Genomic DNA, 20891 nt, shown 5'->3' with positions numbered 1-20891 from the left:
CTTTAAATGTATGTGTTCGTGCTTTATTCCTTAATGTGTGTCAATCGTTCTCCAGCGACCCGAATCGCTTCAGCTATAAATGGGTCTTCTGGGGGCTCATCTGACCCTGAGGAATTGGAATGCGTTTGTTCTCCCCGGACATTTTCCCACTCGTCTTCTGTTATGGATAGAAGCTGAAGTGGTTTACCTGTTACAGTAAGAAACGCACGCTCGACAATACCTCTTAGCTCTGGCTCCATTGTTTTTTCACAATGAATCGATCCTTTAAAAGTAACGATTACGGCATCAGAGCTAGCAACGGTTGGCTGACCGCTTACAACCCATGCATGATATTTATAGTGGACCTTTTTCACTTCGGATAAAATTTGGCCCCACGCACCACGGATTTTTTGGGAAAGTCCCTCATCCACTTGGCGAACAGCTTCACGTACCTTCGTCATAGAAGTCTTCGAACCGCCTGTAGCCGGCATAGCTCGTCGAACCTCTCGTTGTTTTCCTTCTTCTGAAGCCGCTTTTCCTCCTGCTACAAGATTTCCCTGTAGAATTTGGGTTAGTTTCTCTTCTAGCATTTTTACACGCTCGAAAAGAGGAGCCACATCCGGACTAGACACCGCCTGAGTCCCTCCAGAAGCAGTGTTTGGTACAGCGCGCGCACCTGCTCCATTACCAGCCTCCATTGCTTCTTGCCCTACAGATATAGAACCGGCTGTGGAGGAAGAGGCAGATAGGTGGCATAAGCGAACCAATGTCATCTCTACCAAAACTCGTGCGAACGTTGACCATTTCAGTTGGGTCAAGGCCTGATTAAGCTGTTCTATTACTTCATATAAAACAGGCAGAGCAAAGCGGTTGGCTACCTCTGGGAATTTTTCATCAATTAGTGTACGCTCCATGATTTCTTCCAGATTAGGGGCTGTTTTATATAACAACATATCCCTAAAATAAAACAGCAGGTCTTGTAAGAACTGTTCAGGGTCTTTTCCCTGAGACATAATTTTCTCCAGCTCTTCCATTACCCCCGTTACATTTTGTTCAGAAATCATACGACCAAGTGTGGAAAAATAAGCTTGGGACACAGCCCCTGTAATCTTTAGCACGTCAGATGCGCTTACTTGATTCCCGCTATAACTAATAGCCTGATCTAGCAAACTAAGTGCATCACGCATTCCACCCTCAGCCATTTTCGCAACTAGCTTGAGTGCTTGTTCCTCAGCTTCAATTTGTTGAGCATCACATATATGCTGTAAACGCTGAGTCATTTCAGCTAGCGAAATGCGATGGAAATCAAAGCGCTGGCAACGTGAAATAATGGTTGCTGGCAGCTTATGCGGCTCGGTCGTCGCTAATATAAATAGCACGTGCCCGGGCGGTTCTTCTAATGTTTTTAACAGTGCGTTAAACGCCTCTGTTGTCAGCATGTGTACCTCATCAATGATGTACACTTTATATTTTACTTCGCTTGGTGCAAATTTGACCTTATCACGTATATCTCGGATTTCTTCGACACCACGATTGGATGCAGCGTCAATCTCCAAGACGTCGGTCACTGAGCCTTCTGTAATTGCTATACATGCTGGACATTGGTTACAAGGTTCACCATCCTGTGGATTTTGACAGTTTACTGCTTTTGCCATAATCTTAGCGGCACTGGTCTTCCCTGTACCCCTTGGTCCATTAAACAGGTAAGCATGCGAAAGTCGCCCCTCGCGAAGAGCATTTTGCAAGGTTGTTGTGACATGAGTTTGTCCAATCACATCACCAAAGGTTTGCGGTCTATATACCCGATATAGCGCTGTATAAGCCATCCTTGCTCACTCCTTCTCACCTGTTTTGTCAAACCTTTTGCATCTTATTTATTATACTATAAGCAATAGCCTTTTTCCAAAGTTGGTTACACCAAACCATATTTCCGCTCAAATAATATAGCGCCCGGCCCCATCTCTCATACCTGAAGATGCCCCGAACGCTATGTTTTTTTAGATATATGATAATAAAATGTGAAAGGTTGTTCCAAATCCTTTAGAGGAGACACGAATTTGTCCTCCAATATCATGAATGATTTTTTGGCAAACAGATAATCCTAGCCCAGTTCCTTCATCCTTTGTTGTGAAAAAAGGATCGAAAATCTTATCGATTAAATATCCAGGTATCCCAGGACCTGTATCTTGAATATTTAGACTAATCTTATTGCAATCCTCTTCATAATGGTATGATACCGTCAGAGTTCCTTCATTCCCCATTGCTTCCATTCCATTTTTACAGATATTTAAGAAAACCTGCTTTAATAATTCAGCATCACCGACAACCATTGGTAAGGCCTCTGTCCCTGTATAACGAACCTCAATTCCATGCAACAGTGCTTCATTTTCAACGATGGGCATGATTTCTTCAAAGACAGTATGTAAACTGATCATTTGATATTGAACATCGCGAGGTTTACTCAGAAGCAGAAATTCACTTACTAATGAATTAATCCGGTGCAGCTCCGTCAACATAATATCAGTAAAGGTCTTTTCTTTATCCATCCCATTTTCCTTGAATGATTGCTGAAACATTTGTAAAAACCCTTTGATTGAGGTTAACGGATTTCTTATTTCATGGGCAGTCCCTGCCGCTATCTGACCGATCATCGCCAGCCTGTCACTCCGTTCAATCTTTTGTTCTAATGAACGCATATTGGTCACATCTTTGAAGATAACATAAGCTCCAACAATTTGACCTACTTCATTATGCAAGGTATTAGAGTCTACTAAAAGCTCGTAACGTTGCTTTTGATTTGTCCAGGACATCGCTTTATTTTGGAATTTTACTCCTTCTAAAAGCTCTCGCTGTACTAGTCGCTGCTCCTCAGGAATCCCTGCAAAAACCTGATCAATATGCTGGTTTAATACAAGCACTCGATCTACACCTAATATTTTACAGGCTACTTGACTTATATCGACCAATCGAGCCTGAACATCTAGAACGACGACACCCAGGTTAATTTCAGAGGTGAGCTGGTTAGCCATGCGTTGAGATAGGGATATGGATAAATCCTTGGTTAGCTGGAAGAAATGAAGAAAATAGATCGGCTCCCCATTTTTATAAGAAATCGTAATCATAACAGGTGTTTTTGATTTTTTCCCCTGAACATCCTGATAAATCATTTCTGTTGGCTTTAATGACTGTTTTTCTTTTTCTAATAAACTATCATAAAGATGTCTAACAGAATTCATATACGGTACTACTTTTTGAAATGGTGCAGCGATGATCTGTTCGTAACTAAACCCTGTTGCCTGCATTAATGCTTCACTCACTTCCAAAATGAGACCCTGTCCATCAACTATGAGCAAGGCGTGTTTGATATGCTGTGAGTATTGCTTTAGTCTTGAGAAAGCATGGCACTTCTGTGACGTTATGATTTTCTCCAACTGTTGCCTCTCCCCTTCCCCATTACTTACAATAAGCGTTTATGACTTTTCGTAGACTTCAAATAGAGATTCGGCAACAAAATGGTAAGCCCCTGCTTGTATGGAATAGTTTTCCTCCAAAATATATCGCTACTCTTCGCCAGGTAACAACAAAAAACGCCACTTATTAAAAGTGACGTTCTAGTTATATGTATAGATGCCGTGCACCTATCATTGATACATTCCATCCGAGCGTTACTTATACAATTGACTCAGACCAGGCTACCCTACGGCACACGCAAGGTCCTACTTATGGCTGCTTCCTTCCGGACCTGACCAGGTTCATAGGTTCACGTTGCATAGGACCCAATCCTCAACACCAACGGTATAAGGCAGACCTCACATAAAATGACCGCTGATAGGAATTCAATCCTGCTATTGCGGATTGCAGGTTACAGGGCACCGCAACCTCCCCATCTAGCACGGCAAACTTTATAAACAAAGTACTGAAAACCTTTTGCTTACATAGCATACCATAATAGAATTGGGATAAGCAAGCGATAAACAAATCCAGCACAGGAAAAAGCAAGCAAGTATATTTCTAGAGCGTCTCCTTGATTTTCGTTATCAGATCAGCCAATATAGGGAGAAAGGAAGAACAAAGTGAGGCTGAATGAATGAAACGTGAACGTCTAGATAAGATATTAGCTAACACAGGAAAAGGAACTCGTAAGGAAGTAAAACAACTGATTAAACAGCGCATCGTTACCGTTGATGGTGTCGTGGCTACCGATCCTGGCATGCACGTCATTCCAGAGCAACAGCATATAGAAATTGATGGTGTACCTCTTCAATTCAAACGTTGGGTATTCGTCATGCTTAATAAACCAGCCGGTGTCATTTCAGCAACTGAGGATGCTCTACATGAAACAGTTGTCGATTTGTTGCCAGATGAATGGAGACATAAAGTACACCCTGTAGGTCGTCTCGATATCGACACAGAAGGACTTCTCCTTCTAACCAACGATGGACAACTCTCCCATAGCCTGCTTTCTCCGAAGAAGAAAGTAGACAAAGAGTATTTTGCCCAGATTCAGGGACGTGTTACAGAGGAGCATATCGCTGCTTTCAAGCAAGGTGTAACGTTGGATGACGGTTATGAAACCATGCCAGCTACTCTCGAAATTCTTCATTCAGGGGATATTTCAGAGATTCACGTGACCATCATGGAAGGAAAATATCATCAGGTAAAGCGTATGTTTGCCGCTTTCGACCTTAAAGTGGTTTATTTGAAACGTGTTCGTATGGGTCCTCTCCTACTCGATGAATCACTTGAGCTAGGTGAATTCCGTGAACTAACCGAAGAAGAATTGAACTCCTTGCGAAAAGGACAAGAAGCCGAGTAAGCGAAGAGCAGAATTTAATCAGTTTGTGTGAGGGAGATGTTCTTTGCATCTTCCTTCTTCTTTTTTCGCAGTTGTCGGAAAAAATCCTTAAGCATCATCTGACATTCTTCTTGTAATATCCCTGCCCATACAGGCACCTGATGGTTAAATCTTGGTTCAGTGCATAAATTCATCAAGGTTCCTGCACAGCCGGCTTTTGGATCAGTTGCCCCGTAATAAACCTGTTCAATCCGACTTTGCACAATTGCGCCTGCACACATCGGACATGGCTCTAGAGTCACATACAGGTCACAGCCGATTAAACGCCATCCTCCTAGTTTTTGACTCGCTTCCCGGATCGCAATCATTTCGGCATGTAAAGTCGGGTCTTTTTGCGTTTCACGCAGATTGTATCCTCTGCCGACAATCTCTCCCTTTCGTACGATAACCGCACCGATCGGAACCTCTCCTAACGCTGCTGCCTTTTTTGCTTCATTCATCGCTTCTCTCATAAATCTCTCGTGTTGTGGTTCCATCTATCATCACTACTTTCCGTACCCATTTTCTATTATTCTTCAGTATAGCTCGCGAGTTATTGAACTTCAAACTCTTCACTCTGATCGATCACCATCTACAATCCCCTGCTTATTTGTTAGTAATCCTTGTAAGATCATACTCATTGACAAACAAAAAGGTGGGCGAGTACCTTGACTCACCCACCCTATATCTAGCAAGCTTCTTTGATTGATTTGAGCTCGAAGTGGCCTCATTGCTAACCAATTCATTCTAGCTTGCTTCTGTTTGGAGATAACGTCTACAGGAATTTGCAACCAGCTTCGAAGCGGTATCCGGCTCCATACCCCGGCTCTACATCTCATCAGAACTCCTCCATTCCCGTTTTATTTATTTTCATTTGTAGCATGAATATAACCAAGTGTTCTTTTATTTGAAACCGGTTAGCTTATATTACATAACGTGTCTTCTCTATTTTTTTGAAGCAATATGACCCGTCGATAATAGATCGCGCAGCTTTTTAACCGCTCTTTTTTGGATACGGCATACACTCATCTGTGAAATCCCCAATTCATTAGCAATCGTTCGCTGTGATAGACCATCTATGTATGCAGCATATATGACTTTTTGTTCCTCTTCTTTTAATTGCTCTAATGCCTCTCTTAAATCTAACTGATTTTCGAGCGCTCCAAAATCATCCACTGGGGAACTGACTAAATCTCCAATTGTCGACCCGCCCTCGTCTGTACTTAGAGGAGCATCAAGAGAAGTTAGTTGGTAATACTCACGACCAGCTAATACCTCAATTGCTTCCTCTACAGACATTTCCATTTTATCAGCAATCTCTCCAACGTCTGGAGATCGCTCCAATGTAATGGTTAACTCATCAATAACCTGTTGAATACGTGCGCCTTTTTCCTTAATGCGACGTGGCACCTGAACATACCAAGATTTATCTCTTAAATAATTTTTCATATGCCCAATTAAACTTTTCATCGCATAAGGCTCAAAAGCAAATCCTAAACTAGCATCAAATTGCTCTAATGAGCGGAGTAATGATATCTGCCCAATCTGATATAAATCCTCATAAAAATCCCGACAGTTACGAGAGATCTTTTTAGCCGCCATTTTAATCATAGAATCATAATGCATTAATAAATCTGTAGCCAGCTCTTGGCAGCCTGTATCCTGATACCTTCGTATCTTTTCCAGATCACTCTCTACTATCCCGGGAGATGACGCTAACATTGGATTCTGCTGCATGCGTATTCCCTCCTAGACTTCCGCCAAGCCATTTAGTAAGTACCACCTCTGTACCATGATCGTTTGATACCTCTACCTCATCCATCAGTGCCTGCATCATGTAAATTCCTAATCCGCCAGCCTTAATATCCGCTATTTCTTTATCATGTAAAGAGTCCGCCTTTTCAGACACCGTTTGATAATCAAAGCTCTCTCCATAGTCTTTAATAACAATGCGCAGGCTATCAGGAGCGGTCTCGAATGCCACGTCAATAAATCCTTCTTCCATTCCTGCATAGGCATGAACAATAACATTATTGCAAGCCTCTGATACAGCTACTTTCATATCCTCAATTTCTTCGAAAGAAAAGCCCATTCTGGTTGCTAATCCATATAAAGAAAGCCGAACTACATCGATAAAGTCAGCATGAGCAGGTATGATCATACGGACTAATTTATTTTGAGCAATCATGCCGTTCCTCCTGTCTTATCCATACGTGATTCCTTTTGTGGCATTAAAAACTTCGTAATTCCAATCATATCGAATAGACGCTGGGTCTTAGGAGAAACTTCCTCTACATTCAAAGTTGTTCCCATTTCATTTCGCATTTTGAGAAAGGAAATAATAATTCCTATCCCTGTGCTATCGATATATCGTAAATCTCGTAGATTTAAGGTTAATGTTTTGTCCTTTTGTATAACGAGGGGCTCTACAACCGTTCGAAAATAAGGAGCCATCGATAAATCAAGCTGGCCCTGTAAGAATACAATTGTCCCTGACTCGGTTTCCTGCTGCGTCACTTCAAAAATATTCGTTGGGTTCATTCTCTTTATCACCTCTGCATTAATAACTAATCTGTTATCATGTAACCACATTTATCTGCTATTGAATCAATCGAAAAGCATTTCATACATCTCTTTGACGATAGGAAAGATTGAGAGAATCCCACCTAATGAGATTCCCCCATGCGCATAAAAAGGCAATCGACATTACTGATATACTTTTCATAAAACATAACCGCATCGTTTTGCTACCTGCATGAAAAAGAGCAGGGTAACTTTTAAAAAGGAACCTGCTCTTTTTTGTATTCATATCGTCTGGTTGTATCATCTTTATGCTAGCTTATCGCTAAACTCCCTCTCCTATCTACTGCCTGAAAATTGCTCTTCTTCTGTTGAGCCATGCAGAGCTGTCGTGGAAGAAGTACCGCCTGAGATGACTTGAGCGACTTCATCGAAATAGCCTGTGCCCACCTCACGTTGATGTCTTGTTGCGGTATATCCCTTCTGCTCACTAGCAAACTCTGCTTGCTGTAACTCTGAGTATGCTGCCATACCTCGATCCCGATAGCCGTTAGCTAGCTCAAACATGCTGTGGTTAAGCGCATGGAACCCAGCTAGAGTAACAAATTGGAACTTATACCCCATCTCTCCGATTTCCTGCTGGAAGGAAGCGATGGTCTCCTCATCTAGTTTCTTTTCCCAATTGAAGGATGGAGAACAATTATAGGCTAATAACTTATTGGGATATTTCTCACGAATCGCTTCGGCAAAACGTCTAGCTTCTTCTAAATTAGGTTCAGATGTCTCGCACCAAATAAGATCTGCATAAGGCGCATATGCCAGCCCTCTGGCAATCGCTGCATCTAGTCCTCCACGTATTTGATAGAATCCTTCTGCTGTACGATCCCCGGTCAAAAATTCCTGATCGCGTGGATCAACATCGCTGGTTAACAGGTAGGCCCCATTGGCATCGGTACGAGCTATCACGATGGTTGGCACACCCATCACATCCGCAGCAAATCGTGCAGCTATTAAATTTCTAACGGCTGCCTGAGTAGGAATTAAGACCTTTCCCCCCATATGACCACATTTTTTCTCAGAGGCTAATTGATCCTCAAAATGAACACCTGCTGCGCCGGCTTCAATCATGGCTTTCATTAATTCAAATACATTAAGTGGTCCACCAAACCCTGCTTCCGCATCCGCTATGATTGGTGCGAACCAATTGACATCTTCCTTTCCTTCTGAATGAGAAATTTGATCGGCCCGCTGGAACGCTTGATTAATTCTTTTTACCACTTGTGGGACACTGTTAGCTGGATATAAGCTTTGATCGGGGTACATGTGGCCAGAAAGGTTGGCATCAGCAGCGACTTGCCACCCGCTTAAATAAATAGCTTTTAACCCCGCCTTCACTTGCTGGATTGCTTGATTCCCCGTTAAAGCTCCCAAAGCATGAACATAATCCTCTGTATGCAGCAGATTCCAAAGTCGATCTGCCCCTAGCTTTGCCAAGGTATGCTCGACTTGAATGGAACCGCGTAAGCGAACTACTTCCTCAGCCGAATATGGTCTTGTAATCCCTTCCCAACGTTTAGACTCCCAAGACTGCTCCAAATCCTTTATCTGCTTCATTTTAGTCATTTTTCTCCACTCCTCTTCCTTTTTTAGATGTACTCATACGCTGGTATCGTAATGAAAGGCATAAATTCTTCTGCCTGAACAACCTCTTTAAACAAAGTAATCGCTCGGGAAAACTCTCCCGCCTCAAAACGTTCGGGGCCAATTTTCTGCTTTAAGACAGCGATTTCCTCTTGGATCAATTCCTCTACCAATTCCCATGCAATTTTAGGGCCATCTATTAATTTTCCATTTGGATGCCGAATCCACTGCCAGACTTGAGCACGAGATATTTCCGCCGTAGCCGCATCTTCCATGAGGTTATTAATTGGTACTGCCCCCATTCCCCTCAGCCATGCCTCTATATATTGAATCGCGACGCTAATATTTGTCCGTAACCCCTGCTCTGTAATCGTCCCCTCTGGAACAGCAAGTAGGTCTGCCGCACATACCTGTACATCGGTTCTCTTTTGATGCAATTGGTTAGCTGAAGGCATGATTTGATCAAATACACTCATAGCAACTGGAACCAGACCAGGATGCGCAACCCATGTGCCATCGTGACCGGCCAGTGCCTCCCTTTCTTTGTCGAGCCTTACCTTCTCAAAAGCTGCTTCATTCGCTAACACATCATTGCGAACAGGAATTTGTGCTGCCATTCCTCCCATCGCATGAGCATTACGTTTATGACACGTCTGAATAGTTAGATCGCAATAAGCTTTCATAAAAGGAACAGACATGGTTACTTGAGCGCGGTCAGGGAAGATAATATCGCTGTTTTTGCAGAATTTTTTGATAAAACTAAAAATATAATCCCATCGTCCACAGTTAAGTCCAGCACTGTGATCCCGCAGTTCATACAAAATTTCATCCATTTCAAAGCTTGCAAGAATTGTTTCTATAAGCACTGTCGCTTTAATCGTTCCTTGTTCAATCCCTAGTCTTTGCTGAGCAAATATAAAAACATCGTTCCATAGCCTTGCTTCTTCGTGGCTTTCTATTTTCGGAAGATAAAAATACGGGCCGGACCCTATTTCCAAAAGCTTTTTAGCATTGTGATAAAAATAGAGCCCAAAATCCACAAGACCAGCTGACATAGGTTGACCATCTACATAAATATGCTTCTCCTGTAAATGCCAGCCGCGCGGTCTCACTAACAACGTAGTGATTTGCTCCTTTAATTGATATACTTTTCCTTCGTTACTAGTAAAAGAAATTGTGCGGTTAATGGCATCCCTCATGTTGATTTGACCTTCTATCGTATTTCGCCAAGAAGGGGAATTGGCATCCTCAAAATCGGCCATAAAAGCTTTAGCACCTGAATTGCAAGCATTGATGACCATTTTCCGATCTGAGGTAGGACCAGTAATTTCAACCCGACGATCCTGTAAATCAGCGGGAATAGGAGCAATCGTCCAATCCGCTTCCCGAATGTCTTTGGTTTCCTCTAAAAAGTGAGGCATTTTCCCTTGGTCAAATTCCTGTTGTCGTTTTTCTCTTTTTACCAAAAGTTCCTGTCGTCTCGCTTCAAATAATCTTGACAGCTCAGCTAGAAAAGCTACTGCATCTGGTGTCAATATTTCTAGATAACGTTCATTCATCTCTCCGGTAATTTGAACGTCAGTTGGATACGGTTGAATTTCAGTTAAAATTCTTTCCATTTTCAACACTCCCCTCCGTATAACTGCCTCAATTATTCAACTAATCCTGATCCACTACATGTACAACAACTGATGAAACCATGTCCCTGGCATGAGACACAGTAACCTCCCTCGTGTGAATGACCTTTCCCCTTGCAATGTGGGCAATCGTTTTCGCCATTTCCATTACATTTGTAGCAGTCCATCTTGCATCCTCCTTATCCTGTGTAAATCTGTATTATAACAATCAAAGTTTATATAAATTAATATATAACAGTTAATTCCGAATTGGCAATCTTTTTTACATGAATTTTCCAATAAATTGTTTTTTATCATAAAAAACCCTTAATCCAATAGCTTTTTTGACACTCAAAATCACAAAAAAACTGGTAGCCGCCTTTTAAATAGACGACTACCAGTTATGCTTTTACCTATGAAGTATATTGCTACCACTCAAACTGTACTTATACAGTTATTTCTTAGCTATAATCCGATCGATTCCACCCATGTAAGGACGCAATGCTTCTGGAATTACAACAGAACCATCTTCCTGTTGGTAGTTTTCCAGTATAGCTGCTACTGTACGACCTAATGCCAAGCCAGAGCCATTCATTGTATGCACGAATTCAGGCTTGCTTTTTGCATCGCGACGGAAGCGAATATTGGCACGGCGAGCTTGGAAATCTTCAAAATTAGAGCAAGAAGAAATCTCACGGTACGTGCTATAGCTTGGAAGCCATACTTCCAAATCGTATTTTTTCGCAGCTGTAAATCCAAGATCACCTGTACACATGCTCATGACACGATATGGCAGGCCAAGCATTTGTAACACGGTTTCCGCATTGTTTACCAGCTTTTCTAGCTCTTCATATGAATCCTCAGGTTTCACGAACTTCACAAGTTCAACCTTATTAAACTGATGCTGGCGAATCAATCCACGTGTATCACGTCCAGCTGACCCTGCCTCAGAACGGAAGCATGCACTAAATGCATTATACTTAATCGGAAGTTGAGCCACATCAAGAATCTCATCACGATGCATATTTGTAACAGGTACCTCAGAGGTTGGGATCAAGAAATAATCTACCCCATCAATCTTAAAAGCATCCTCTTCAAACTTAGGCAGTTGCCCTGTCCCTGTCATGCTAGCGCGATTAACCATATACGGCGGCAATACTTCTTCGTATCCATGCTTGTCTGCATGAAGATCCATCATGAAGTTGATTAGGGCACGTTCTAAGCGAGCGCCCATGCCTTTATAGAAAACAAAACGGCTTCCCGTTACTTTAGAGGCTGTTTCAAAATCAAGAATACCTAACGCATCGGCTACCTCCCAATGCGGCTTTGGTTCAAAGCTGAAGGTCGAAGCCTCTCCCCACACACGATGCACTACATTGTCATCTTCAGTTGTACCTATTGGCGTGCTTTCATGCGGCAAATTAGGAAGGCTTAATAGAATGACAGTGAGCTGTTCATCTAATTCGCGCAGCTCTTCATCCAATGCCTTAATGCGTTCATTCACTTGCTTCATCTCAGAAATCAAATGATCTGCATTCTCTTTATTACGCTTTAATACAGCTACCTGTTCTGATACTGTATTACGTTTATTTTTTAGGGTATCCCCTTCTTGAATAAGCTGTCTACGTTTTTCATCCACTTCAGCAAACTGATCCAGTGCGGAGATATCCTCATTACGGTGCGCCAATCGACGTCTTACTTCTTCAAGATCCTGACGCAGTATTTTTACGTCTAACATGTAAAACCCCTCCAAATTTTAGACAAAATAAAAAACACCCATCCCACTTACCAGGGACGAATGTTAACTCCGCGTTGCCACCCTCATTGATAAGCCATATTGCTCTGCCGTAGTTAAGCAAGCTGGTCTTATCCTCTTCATTCCACGTAAATAACGGTACGCGAGACCGGGCAAAGTTATGTCCTTTACCACTCAAAGATGGATTCTTCTGCCCATTGGGTCGATTCGCACCAACCATCGACTCTCTTAACCAATTAAAACAGAGTACTATTTCTTATCAACATGTTTTTTATGGGTGTTTTTCTTGTTATTAAATGTACTACATGATGTAAGCAATTGCAAACAATGCTCTATGTCCATTTTACACGCTCTGTTTTATTTTGAAAAGAAGAAAGCACCCTATACGGATGCTTTCCCTGTTGTTTGATATTCATTCACCATGTCTAAAAAATATTTATGCAATCGATAATCATCTGTTAGTTCTGGATGAAAGGATGCCGCCAAAAATTGCCCTTGGCGAGCCGCTACGATATTGTCTTCATGCTTCGCCAACACTTCACCCTTATTGCCGATTTTCAGGATAAGAGGCGCACGGATAAAGACCGCTGGAAAGTCGGAAGCTACGCCAGCAATTGGCATCTTGATTTCAAAGCTTTCCTTTTGCCGCCCAAAAGCATTTCTCGCTACCTTCATATCCATTAAACCTAGATGGGCTTCTGGTGCATGTTCAATTTCATTTGCAATTAAGATAGCGCCTGCGCATGTTCCAAAGACAGGCTTCTTCTCATTCGCAAACAGACGAATCGCATCCATAAAGCCGTATTTATGCATGAGCTTACTAATTGTTGTACTCTCGCCACCGGGAATGATCAAGCCATCTATCTCAGATAGCTCGTCCACCTTTTTAATTGCGATTGCTTCTGCACCTGCCAACTCAAGCATGCGCATATGCTCTGCAACCGCACCTTGTAGAGCGAGAACACCGATTCTTGTCTTACTCATATTACCAGCCGCGCTCCTGCATGCGCTCAGCCTGCGGCAACTTGGAAATTTCGATTCCGGTCATCGCAGAACCAAGGTCTTTCGAAACGCGTGCAATCAATTCGTAATCTGTATAGTGTGTAGTCGCTTCTACAATAGCACGTGCGAATTTTTCAGGATTCTCGGACTTAAAGATACCGGAACCTACAAATACGCCATCTGCGCCTAGTTGCATCATCAAAGCAGCATCAGAAGGTGTAGCAACACCACCAGCCGCGAAGTTTACAACAGGAAGCTTTCCTGTTTTGTGAATTTGCTCTAACAATTCATACGGAGCTCCAAGATTTTTCGCTTCAGCCATTAATTCATCATAAGACATGCTTTGCACTTTACGGATTTGTGATTGCATCGTACGCATATGGCGAACAGCCTCAACAATGTTTCCTGTTCCTGGCTCCCCTTTTGTACGAATCATCGATGCACCTTCTCCGATACGACGAAGAGCTTCACCCAAATCACGCGCTCCACAAACAAATGGCACTGTGAAATCTTTTTTATTAATATGGTACAAGTCATCAGCAGGAGTAAGTACTTCGCTTTCATCAAGATAATCTACTCCCATAGATTCAAGGACACGTGCTTCTACAAAATGACCAATACGTGCTTTTGCCATTACAGGAATCGTAACCGCTTTTAATACTTCCTCTACAATTCCTAGATCAGCCATGCGCGCTACGCCACCGGCCGCACGAATATCAGATGGAACGCGTTCCAGTGCCATAACGGCTACTGCACCCGCAGCTTCCGCAATTTTAGCTTGCTCGGCGTTAACAACGTCCATAATTACGCCGCCTTTTTGCATTTCTGCCATTCCACGTTTAACACGATCTGTACCTACCTGTACCATCAGTGAGCCTCCCCTATAAGTGAACATCCCTACAAAAGGATTAGATTTGCAACATTGTTTTTATTGTAAACCAATCAGAAAAAGTAGACAACATATCTTGACAGAATATTTGCCTTCTTTTAAAGTTCTGCCCTCCGTAGCACTACCCCTGCTTGATTAGCCAACAATACTTTTAAACAGATTAGCGATAAATTCGAAGATACTTCTAAAGAATAGGCGAATCCAGCTACCTTCTTCTACATCCTCAGCAGCTATTAAATCTACCCCGCCCTTTTGATTGCTTGGCATCAAATAATCGCTTTTTCCTTCTGTATCAAGGTAGACTGTTCCAATCACGTCACCTTTTTTAATAGGCGCGGTCAAAGGTTTATATTCTACACGCGGCGTTACTTTCGCTTCTTCTCCGATTTTACCCACAACATTAACTGATTTAGCGGTAATAGCCGGAACCTCTAGAGATACACCCTTTTTAAGTGGCGCATTTTCAAATCCTGGAACAGGAACGCCTTTTCCCAGTTTTTCCGTAGCTTTGTAGGTGCTATAGCCATAATTTAATAACTTTTTGGTTTCTTCAAAACGGCTTGTTTTTGTTTTAGCTCCCATGACAACTGTGATCAGGCGCATTCCATCACGATAAGCCGTTCCCGTAAAGCAAAATTGTGCTGCATCCGTATAACCAGTTTTAAGACCATCTACTCCAAGCGTTTCATTCGGCAAGCCTGGAAGCATCCAGTTATTGTTTGCTAGCTTGATTTCTTCTTTTTGACCTTCACGGAACACCCAGCGCGGGATTTTAGAAATTTCTAATGCCTCAGGATAATCACTCACTAAACGATCCGCCAAGATAGCTGCATCACGTGCAGACATCACATTATCCTTGCTCGTATCCGCTGGTTTATAAGGTCCTAATTCATTAGCAGGCAATCCAGTGGATGTAACAAAAAACGTATTTTTCATCCCAATCTCTTGGGCTTTTTTATTCATCATGTCTACAAAGTTGGCTTCAGTTCCGCCAATCTTTTCTGCTAACAGGGCTGTAGCATCGTTAGCTGAGGCAATCGCCATAGCTTTATATAGTTCACTTACCTTGTGACTTTCCCCAGCATTTAAGTACACGCCTGAGGAATCCTTCTTTTTGGCAATAAAGAAAGCATAGTCACTAACAGGTACAAGTTCATCTTGTTTAATTTTACCTTTTTTAATAGCCTCTAATACCAGATACTCTGTCATCATTTTAGTCATACTAGCTGGTGGTAATGGCTGATCTGGGTTTTTACTGTACAAAACCTTTCCCGTTGATGCCTCGACTAAAATTGCTGAACTCGCCACTAGATCAAGATTGGCAGCCGTCTCAGCAGCAGAAGCCTGCATTGCTCCTCCCACAATGGATAGCATACCAATTGCACCAGCCAATAAAAGTTTGCTTACTCTTGCTGTCCATTTGTGCATCATGTCTACAATCACTCCCCCTACTTTTAAAAATATCCTTTTTTTCTTTTTTCCTGTTGAACACAGTCTTTAGTCTATCATACTAAAAGCCGTTGTTTGAAGAGGACCAGACGCATCTCCATGAGAAAAAGAACTGGTAATCGTATCCATCAGGAAAACCCTTCTTTTAACCTGACGTTCTAAAAGGATATTTGGATTCAGATTTTCTTTTTTTATTTAGGACATCGTTTCGAATTCTGCAATCCTATATGGTAATGATCTACTCTACGACTTATATTCTAGTCTTTGGATTATATAAAAAACAAAAGGACTCCCAAATGGAAAGCCCTTTTGTCTTACCTTGCTTGTTAGCTTGGTAAAGCGATCGTTGCCCTATCCTTATGAAATAGAGTAGTTCGGAGATTCTTTTGTAATTTGAACATCATGCGGATGGCTTTCGCGCAAGCCTGCACCAGTAATACGAACGAAAGTAGACTTGTCACGTAGATCAGCAATGGTTGCCGCTCCACAATAGCCCATACCAGCTCTTAGACCACCAACAAGCTGATACACAACATCAGCCAAAGGCCCTTTATAAGCTACGCGTCCTTCAATACCTTCAGGAACAAGCTTCTGAGCATTCTCCTGGAAGTAACGATCTTTACTTCCCGCTTTCATAGCGCCAATGGAGCCCATTCCGCGATAAACTTTAAAACGGCGTCCTTGATAAATTTCAAATTCACCTGGAGATTCATCTGTACCTGCAAACAAACTACCAATCATGATAACAGATGCACCAGCACCTATAGCTTTTGCTAGGTCACCAGAGTATTTAATACCACCATCAGCGATAACTGGAATATTATATTGACGTGCTGCGGTCGCACATTCATAAATCGCTGTGATTTGTGGAACCCCAATACCGGCAACAACACGAGTCGTACAAATGGAACCAGGACCAATTCCCACTTTAATAACAGAAGCTCCTGCTTCAATTAGGTCCTTCGTAGCTTGTCCAGTAGCGACGTTACCAGCAATAATCGTTAAATCAGGGTAAAGACTGCGGACCTTCTTAACGGTCTCTAGAACCCCTTTAGAATGGCCGTGAGCTGTATCAATAACTAGTACATCAATTCCTGCTTGTACTAAAGCTTCTGTACGCTCAAATGTATCATTGGATACCCCTACTGCTGCCCCGCAAAGCAATCGTCCTTGCTCATCCTTCGCTGCATTCGGATATTGAATAAGCTTTTCGATATCCTTAATCGTAATAAGCCCTTTTAAGACATTATTTTCATCTACCAAAGGTAGCTTTTCGATTTTATGCTTCTGTAAAATTTGTTCAGCTTCTGGCAATGTAGTGCCTACAGGTGCTGTAACTAGATTTTCTTTAGTCATTACATCTTTCACCATGATGGAGAAGTCATGTACAAAACGTAGATCACGATTTGTTAAAATACCAATCAATTGGTTTTGATCGTTAACGATTGGTACACCGGAAATACGATATTTACCCATGAGGGCATCTGCATCTGCAACAGTGTGGTTTTCAGTTAACGAAAATGGGTTTGTTATAACACCACTTTCAGAGCGCTTTACGCGATCTACCTCACTTGCTTGCTGTTCAATGGTCATATTTTTATGAATGATACCTAGACCGCCTTGACGAGCCATTGCAATAGCAAGTGCAGATTCGGTTACTGTATCCATACCGGCGCTGATTAATGGTATGTTGAGTTTCACCTTTTTGCTTAATACTGTGGATACATTAACGTCTTTTGGAAGCACTTCTGATTTAGCTGGTACCAATAATACGTCATCAAAAGTTAAGCCTTCCTTAGCAAACTTATTTTCCCACACGGTTCAAGGACCCCTTTCAGCCGAAAATCTTTTCATCAGTGTAGCAAACGGCTCAATTTAATGTCAAGGAATGCTTATATTGTTCGCTTTTATAGGAGAAAATATAAATGTTTCTTAGATTCCATAAGAATATCATTTATAAAAGTGAATATTCGGAAAATAAAGGGGTAGTTTTTTCCATGTCTCTTCAAGATGTCTGGCAACAGCTTTCTATTATGGAAACAGAGCCTACTTCACGATCCTTTCTTACAGCCTCTTATCATAGAATGGGCTTACAAAATCCTGAAAAGCATGCCTTTCAAAACAGTACTCGTTTTTTATATACCTGGATGCAGGCTAGACATTATTATGAAATGGCTGCGAAAAGCTCTTTATTAATTAAGCCTCTCTTATTATTTTACGGATGCGTTCATCTACTCAAGGGTCTAATCCTTGCCAAAGATCCAGATTATCCCCAAAACAGTCGCATGCTACAGCATGGTGTTACAGCACGAAAAGTTAAGAAAAATCCCTACCATTTATTAGATGATGAAATGAAACCCCAAAAGGAAGGCTTCTTTCCACATCTATGTCGACTCCTTTCGATCCATCCCATATCGGATCGTTATCGAGTAAGTGATCTTTTCTTATCAATACCTGAGCTTCGTGAGGAAATGGACCATTTTCAAAAACCAAGTCCTTGGGTAGCTGTGTCAATCATGACAGAGCGACCCTTTGTGTTTGCTCTGCCTCATGCTAGCCAAGGGGCACTTTCTTATTCAGACGAAACCTTACAGCATTATTTAAATCGTCTATTTCCTGCTACTAATAATCAAGGAACCTCCGGAAGCTTTCCTTTATTCTGTACCCTTAGACAAAACACCGATAAAGCTAGGTTCACTCTTCCTTCAACTTCATCTGTTTCGAATCAGGGACGACTTTTTGAGTGTGATGACCGAGTGTCTCTGTTTGAGCATCCCCTCTTTTCAATAGATCAGAATAGAAATATTTATCTTTGGAATGATATCGAGAATCATCCTGTTCCCCAATTTGCAAATCATTATTTACTGCTCTATGGTCTAAGCATGCTTTGTCGTTATGAAAGCGAATTATGGGGAGATCTAGTGTTGTCACATCAGTATGCAGAAAAATTATTAATAGATAGGTTCTGCAAGCATCATATGGGGATTTTCCCCTATATGGTAGAACAGCAATTACAACTCCTTAAATAATCTGTTCACACACCAAAAAAGCTAGTTACCATGAATGGTAGCTAGCTTCTATCTTTATTCCCTGAAAACTAGATAATGAAGTCAGCATAAAGGCAATGTGGATAAGTCCTCGACCGATTAGTATTCGTCAGCTCCATGCATTACTGCACTTCCACACCGAACCTATCAACCTCATCGTCTATAAGGGGTCTTACTAGCTTGCGCTATGGGAAGTCTCATCTTGAAGGGGGCTTCACGCTTAGATGCTTTCAGCGCTTATCCCGTCCGCACATAGCTACCCAGCTGTGCCACTGGCGTGACAACTGGTGCACCAGAGGTGCGTCCATCCCGGTCCTCTCGTACTAAGGACAGCTCTCCTCAAACTTCCTACGCCCGCGACAGATAGGGACCGAACTGTCTCACGACGTTCTGAACCCAGCTCGCGTACCGCTTTAATGGGCGAACAGCCCAACCCTTGGGACCTACTTCAGCCCCAGGATGCGATGAGCCGACATCGAGGTGCCAAACCTCCCCGTCGATGTGGACTCTTGGGGGAGATAAGCCTGTTATCCCCAGGGTAGCTTTTATCCGTTGAGCGATGGCCCTTCCATGCGGAACCACCGGATCACTAAGCCCGACTTTCGTCCCTGCTCGACTTGTAGGTCTCGCAGTCAAGCTCCCTTGTGCCTTTACACTCTACGAATGATTTCCGACCATTCTGAGGGAACCTTTGGGCGCCTCCGTTACTCTTTAGGAGGCGACCGCCCCAGTCAAACTGCCCACCTGGCATGGTCCTTCCACCCGATAAGGGCGGCAAGTTAGAAACTCCGTACATCAAGGGTGGTATCCCAACGACAGCTCCACGAAGGCTGGCGCCCTCGCTTCACAGCTTCCCACCTATTCTGTACATGATGCACAAAGTTTCAATACCAGGCTACAGTAAAGCTCCATGGGGTCTTTCCGTCTTGTCGCGGGTAACCTGCATCTTCACAGGTATTATGATTTCACCGGGTCTCTTGCCGAGACAGCGCCCAAGTCGTTACGCCTTTCGTGCGGGTCGGAACTTACCCGACAAGGAATTTCGCTACCTTAGGACCGTTATAGTTACGGCCGCCGTTTACTGGGGCTTCGGTTCAAAGCTTCGCTTGCGCTAACTCATCCCCTTAACCTTCCAGCACCGGGCAGGCGTCAGCCCCTATACTTCGCCTTGCGGCTTCGCAGAGACCTGTGTTTTTGCTAAACAGTCGCTTGGGCCTTTTCACTGCGGCCTCCTCGGGCTATAAACCCTACCGAGGCGCCCCTTCTCCCGAAGTTACGGGGCCATTTTGCCGAGTTCCTTAGCAAGAGTTATCCCGCGCACCTTAGGATTCTCTCCTCGCCTACCTGTGTCGGTTTGCGGTACGGGCACCTTGTTCCTCGCTAGACGCTTTTCTTGGCAGTGTGAAATCAGGGACTTCGGTACTTATATTTCCCTCGCCATCACAGCTTGTGCTTATTGGTGTGCGGATTTGCCTACACACCACACTTACTGCTTAGACGGCCATCCAATAGGCCGCTCACCCTATCCTCCTGCGTCACGCCATTGCTCAAGCGGAACAGAGGTGGTACTGGAATATCAACCAGTTGTCCATCGCCTACGCCTTTCGGCCTCAGCTTAGGTCCCGACTAACCCTGGGAGGACGAGCCTTCCCCAGGAAACCTTAGGCTTTCGGTGGACAAGATTCTCACTTGTCTTTTCGCTACTTACACCGGCATTCTCACTTCCAAGCGCTCCACCGCTCCTCACGATACGGCTTCACTGCTGCTTGGAACGCTCCCCTACCCAGTCCATAAGGACTGCCATAGCTTCGGCGGTATGTTTAGCCCCGTTACATTTTCCGCGCAGAGTCACTCGACCAGTGAGCTATTACGCACTCTTTAAATGGTGGCTGCTTCTAAGCCAACATCCTGGTTGTCTGGGCAACTCCACATCGTTTCCCACTTAACATACACTTGGGGGCCTTAGCTGATGGTCTGGGCTGTTTCCCTTTTGACGATGGATCTTAGCACTCACCGTCTGACTCCCGGACATAAGTACTTGGCATTCGGAGTTTGACTGAATTCGGTAACCCGATGAGGGCCCCTAGTCCAATCAGTGCTCTACCTCCAAGACTCTTGATTCCGAGGCTAGCCCTAAAGCTATTTCGGGGAGAACCAG

Annotated in this window: 16 protein-coding genes, 1 rRNA gene, 1 other RNA gene and 1 other annotated feature (1 of these 19 running past the window's edge); of the genes, 2 read left to right on the top strand and 16 right to left on the bottom strand. The window is 43.1% G+C overall.

What is annotated here, in order from left to right:
* Positions 1-23: 23 nt before the first annotated feature.
* The 3 genes from dnaX to ffs form a co-directional block, all read right to left on the bottom strand.
* On the bottom strand, positions 24-1805 hold the full coding sequence (dnaX, locus tag GOP56_RS16120; protein WP_163246059.1) for a DNA polymerase III subunit gamma/tau: 1782 nt from the start codon (positions 1803-1805) through the stop codon (positions 24-26).
* A gap of 171 nt (positions 1806-1976) precedes the next feature.
* Positions 1977-3410 carry a PAS domain-containing sensor histidine kinase gene (locus GOP56_RS16115; protein WP_022586620.1) on the bottom strand — a complete coding sequence of 478 codons (1434 nt, stop codon included), beginning with the start codon at positions 3408-3410 and terminating at the stop codon, positions 1977-1979.
* Positions 3411-3609: 199 nt separating this feature from the next.
* An RNA gene (gene ffs, locus GOP56_RS16110) (signal recognition particle sRNA large type) lies at positions 3610-3875 on the bottom strand.
* Positions 3876-4066: 191 nt separating this feature from the next.
* Between ffs and GOP56_RS16105 the strand changes: the two genes are divergently transcribed.
* On the top strand, positions 4067-4795 hold the full coding sequence (locus GOP56_RS16105; protein WP_101667140.1) for a pseudouridine synthase: 729 nt from the start codon (positions 4067-4069) through the stop codon (positions 4793-4795).
* A gap of 14 nt (positions 4796-4809) precedes the next feature.
* Here GOP56_RS16105 and tadA read toward each other — a convergent pair whose 3' ends face one another.
* From tadA to guaB, 12 genes are all read right to left on the bottom strand, one after another.
* Positions 4810-5310 (bottom strand): tRNA adenosine(34) deaminase TadA, encoded by a 501-nt coding sequence (gene tadA, locus GOP56_RS16100; protein WP_031309807.1) that lies wholly within the window; start codon positions 5308-5310, stop codon positions 4810-4812.
* A gap of 75 nt (positions 5311-5385) precedes the next feature.
* The gene (locus GOP56_RS16095) at positions 5386-5652 is read right to left on the bottom strand and encodes a hypothetical protein (protein WP_163246058.1); all 267 of its coding nucleotides are present in this window, start codon (positions 5650-5652) and stop codon (positions 5386-5388) included.
* Positions 5653-5758: 106 nt separating this feature from the next.
* The gene (locus tag GOP56_RS16090) at positions 5759-6550 is read right to left on the bottom strand and encodes a sigma-70 family RNA polymerase sigma factor (protein ID WP_174250679.1); all 792 of its coding nucleotides are present in this window, start codon (positions 6548-6550) and stop codon (positions 5759-5761) included.
* A complete protein-coding gene (rsbW, locus tag GOP56_RS16085) occupies positions 6501-7001 on the bottom strand; it encodes an anti-sigma B factor RsbW (protein WP_163246057.1) in 501 nt (166 codons plus the stop codon). Before rsbW ends, GOP56_RS16090 begins: the two co-directional genes overlap by 50 nt.
* On the bottom strand, positions 6998-7354 hold the full coding sequence (locus GOP56_RS16080; RefSeq protein ID WP_003333949.1) for an STAS domain-containing protein: 357 nt from the start codon (positions 7352-7354) through the stop codon (positions 6998-7000). Before GOP56_RS16080 ends, rsbW begins: the two co-directional genes overlap by 4 nt.
* A 318-nt stretch (positions 7355-7672) precedes the next feature.
* On the bottom strand, positions 7673-8956 hold the full coding sequence (gene aceA / locus GOP56_RS16075; RefSeq protein ID WP_163246056.1) for an isocitrate lyase: 1284 nt from the start codon (positions 8954-8956) through the stop codon (positions 7673-7675).
* Between the two features lie 23 nt (positions 8957-8979).
* Entirely contained in the window at positions 8980-10593 is a 1614-nt protein-coding gene (gene aceB, locus GOP56_RS16070) for a malate synthase A (protein ID WP_163246055.1), read from the bottom strand.
* A gap of 451 nt (positions 10594-11044) precedes the next feature.
* On the bottom strand, positions 11045-12328 hold the full coding sequence (gene serS / locus GOP56_RS16065; protein ID WP_096887856.1) for a serine--tRNA ligase: 1284 nt from the start codon (positions 12326-12328) through the stop codon (positions 11045-11047).
* A gap of 49 nt (positions 12329-12377) precedes the next feature.
* Positions 12378-12618 (bottom strand) — a binding site (T-box leader).
* A gap of 109 nt (positions 12619-12727) precedes the next feature.
* Positions 12728-13330 (bottom strand): pyridoxal 5'-phosphate synthase glutaminase subunit PdxT, encoded by a 603-nt coding sequence (pdxT, locus tag GOP56_RS16060; RefSeq protein ID WP_163246054.1) that lies wholly within the window; start codon positions 13328-13330, stop codon positions 12728-12730.
* Position 13331: 1 nt separating this feature from the next.
* Complete coding sequence (gene pdxS, locus GOP56_RS16055) at positions 13332-14216, bottom strand: pyridoxal 5'-phosphate synthase lyase subunit PdxS (protein ID WP_003333956.1); 885 nt, start codon at positions 14214-14216, stop codon at positions 13332-13334.
* A 156-nt stretch (positions 14217-14372) separates the two neighbouring features.
* A complete protein-coding gene (locus GOP56_RS16050; RefSeq protein WP_003333957.1) occupies positions 14373-15668 on the bottom strand; it encodes a D-alanyl-D-alanine carboxypeptidase family protein in 1296 nt (431 codons plus the stop codon).
* Positions 15669-16043: 375 nt separating this feature from the next.
* A complete protein-coding gene (guaB, locus tag GOP56_RS16045) occupies positions 16044-17504 on the bottom strand; it encodes an IMP dehydrogenase (protein WP_003333958.1) in 1461 nt (486 codons plus the stop codon).
* 107 nt (positions 17505-17611) lie between these two features.
* Between guaB and GOP56_RS16040 the strand changes: the two genes are divergently transcribed.
* Positions 17612-18715 carry a YaaC family protein gene (locus tag GOP56_RS16040; RefSeq protein ID WP_254068432.1) on the top strand — a complete coding sequence of 368 codons (1104 nt, stop codon included), beginning with the start codon at positions 17612-17614 and terminating at the stop codon, positions 18713-18715.
* 97 nt (positions 18716-18812) lie between these two features.
* Here the strand turns inward: GOP56_RS16040 and GOP56_RS16035 are convergent.
* Positions 18813-20891 (bottom strand): 23S ribosomal RNA (locus tag GOP56_RS16035); it runs 851 nt beyond the window's last position.

It is taken from the genome of Brevibacillus sp. 7WMA2, assembly GCF_010748895.1.
In the GTDB taxonomy this organism is placed as follows: Bacteria; Bacillota; Bacilli; order Brevibacillales; family Brevibacillaceae; genus Brevibacillus_B; species Brevibacillus_B halotolerans.
This window is presented reverse-complemented; position numbering and strand designations above follow the sequence as displayed.

Coding starts and splice junctions, on each gene's coding strand:
- GOP56_RS16080 (WP_003333949.1), bottom strand. CDS start 7,354: ATGAACCCAACGAATATTTTTGAAGTGACGCAGCAGGAAACCGAGTCA.
- pdxS (WP_003333956.1), bottom strand. CDS start 14,216: ATGGTACAGGTAGGTACAGATCGTGTTAAACGTGGAATGGCAGAAATG.
- GOP56_RS16090 (WP_174250679.1), bottom strand. CDS start 6,550: ATGCAGCAGAATCCAATGTTAGCGTCATCTCCCGGGATAGTAGAGAGT.
- pdxT (WP_163246054.1), bottom strand. CDS start 13,330: ATGAGTAAGACAAGAATCGGTGTTCTCGCTCTACAAGGTGCGGTTGCA.
- GOP56_RS16050 (WP_003333957.1), bottom strand. CDS start 15,668: ATGATGCACAAATGGACAGCAAGAGTAAGCAAACTTTTATTGGCTGGT.
- aceA (WP_163246056.1), bottom strand. CDS start 8,956: ATGACTAAAATGAAGCAGATAAAGGATTTGGAGCAGTCTTGGGAGTCT.
- rsbW (WP_163246057.1), bottom strand. CDS start 7,001: ATGATTGCTCAAAATAAATTAGTCCGTATGATCATACCTGCTCATGCT.
- serS (WP_096887856.1), bottom strand. CDS start 12,328: ATGTTAGACGTAAAAATACTGCGTCAGGATCTTGAAGAAGTAAGACGT.
- GOP56_RS16105 (WP_101667140.1), top strand. CDS start 4,067: ATGAAACGTGAACGTCTAGATAAGATATTAGCTAACACAGGAAAAGGA.
- aceB (WP_163246055.1), bottom strand. CDS start 10,593: ATGGAAAGAATTTTAACTGAAATTCAACCGTATCCAACTGACGTTCAA.
- tadA (WP_031309807.1), bottom strand. CDS start 5,310: ATGGAACCACAACACGAGAGATTTATGAGAGAAGCGATGAATGAAGCA.
- GOP56_RS16040 (WP_254068432.1), top strand. CDS start 17,612: ATGTTTCTTAGATTCCATAAGAATATCATTTATAAAAGTGAATATTCG.
- GOP56_RS16095 (WP_163246058.1), bottom strand. CDS start 5,652: ATGAGATGTAGAGCCGGGGTATGGAGCCGGATACCGCTTCGAAGCTGG.
- dnaX (WP_163246059.1), bottom strand. CDS start 1,805: ATGGCTTATACAGCGCTATATCGGGTATATAGACCGCAAACCTTTGGT.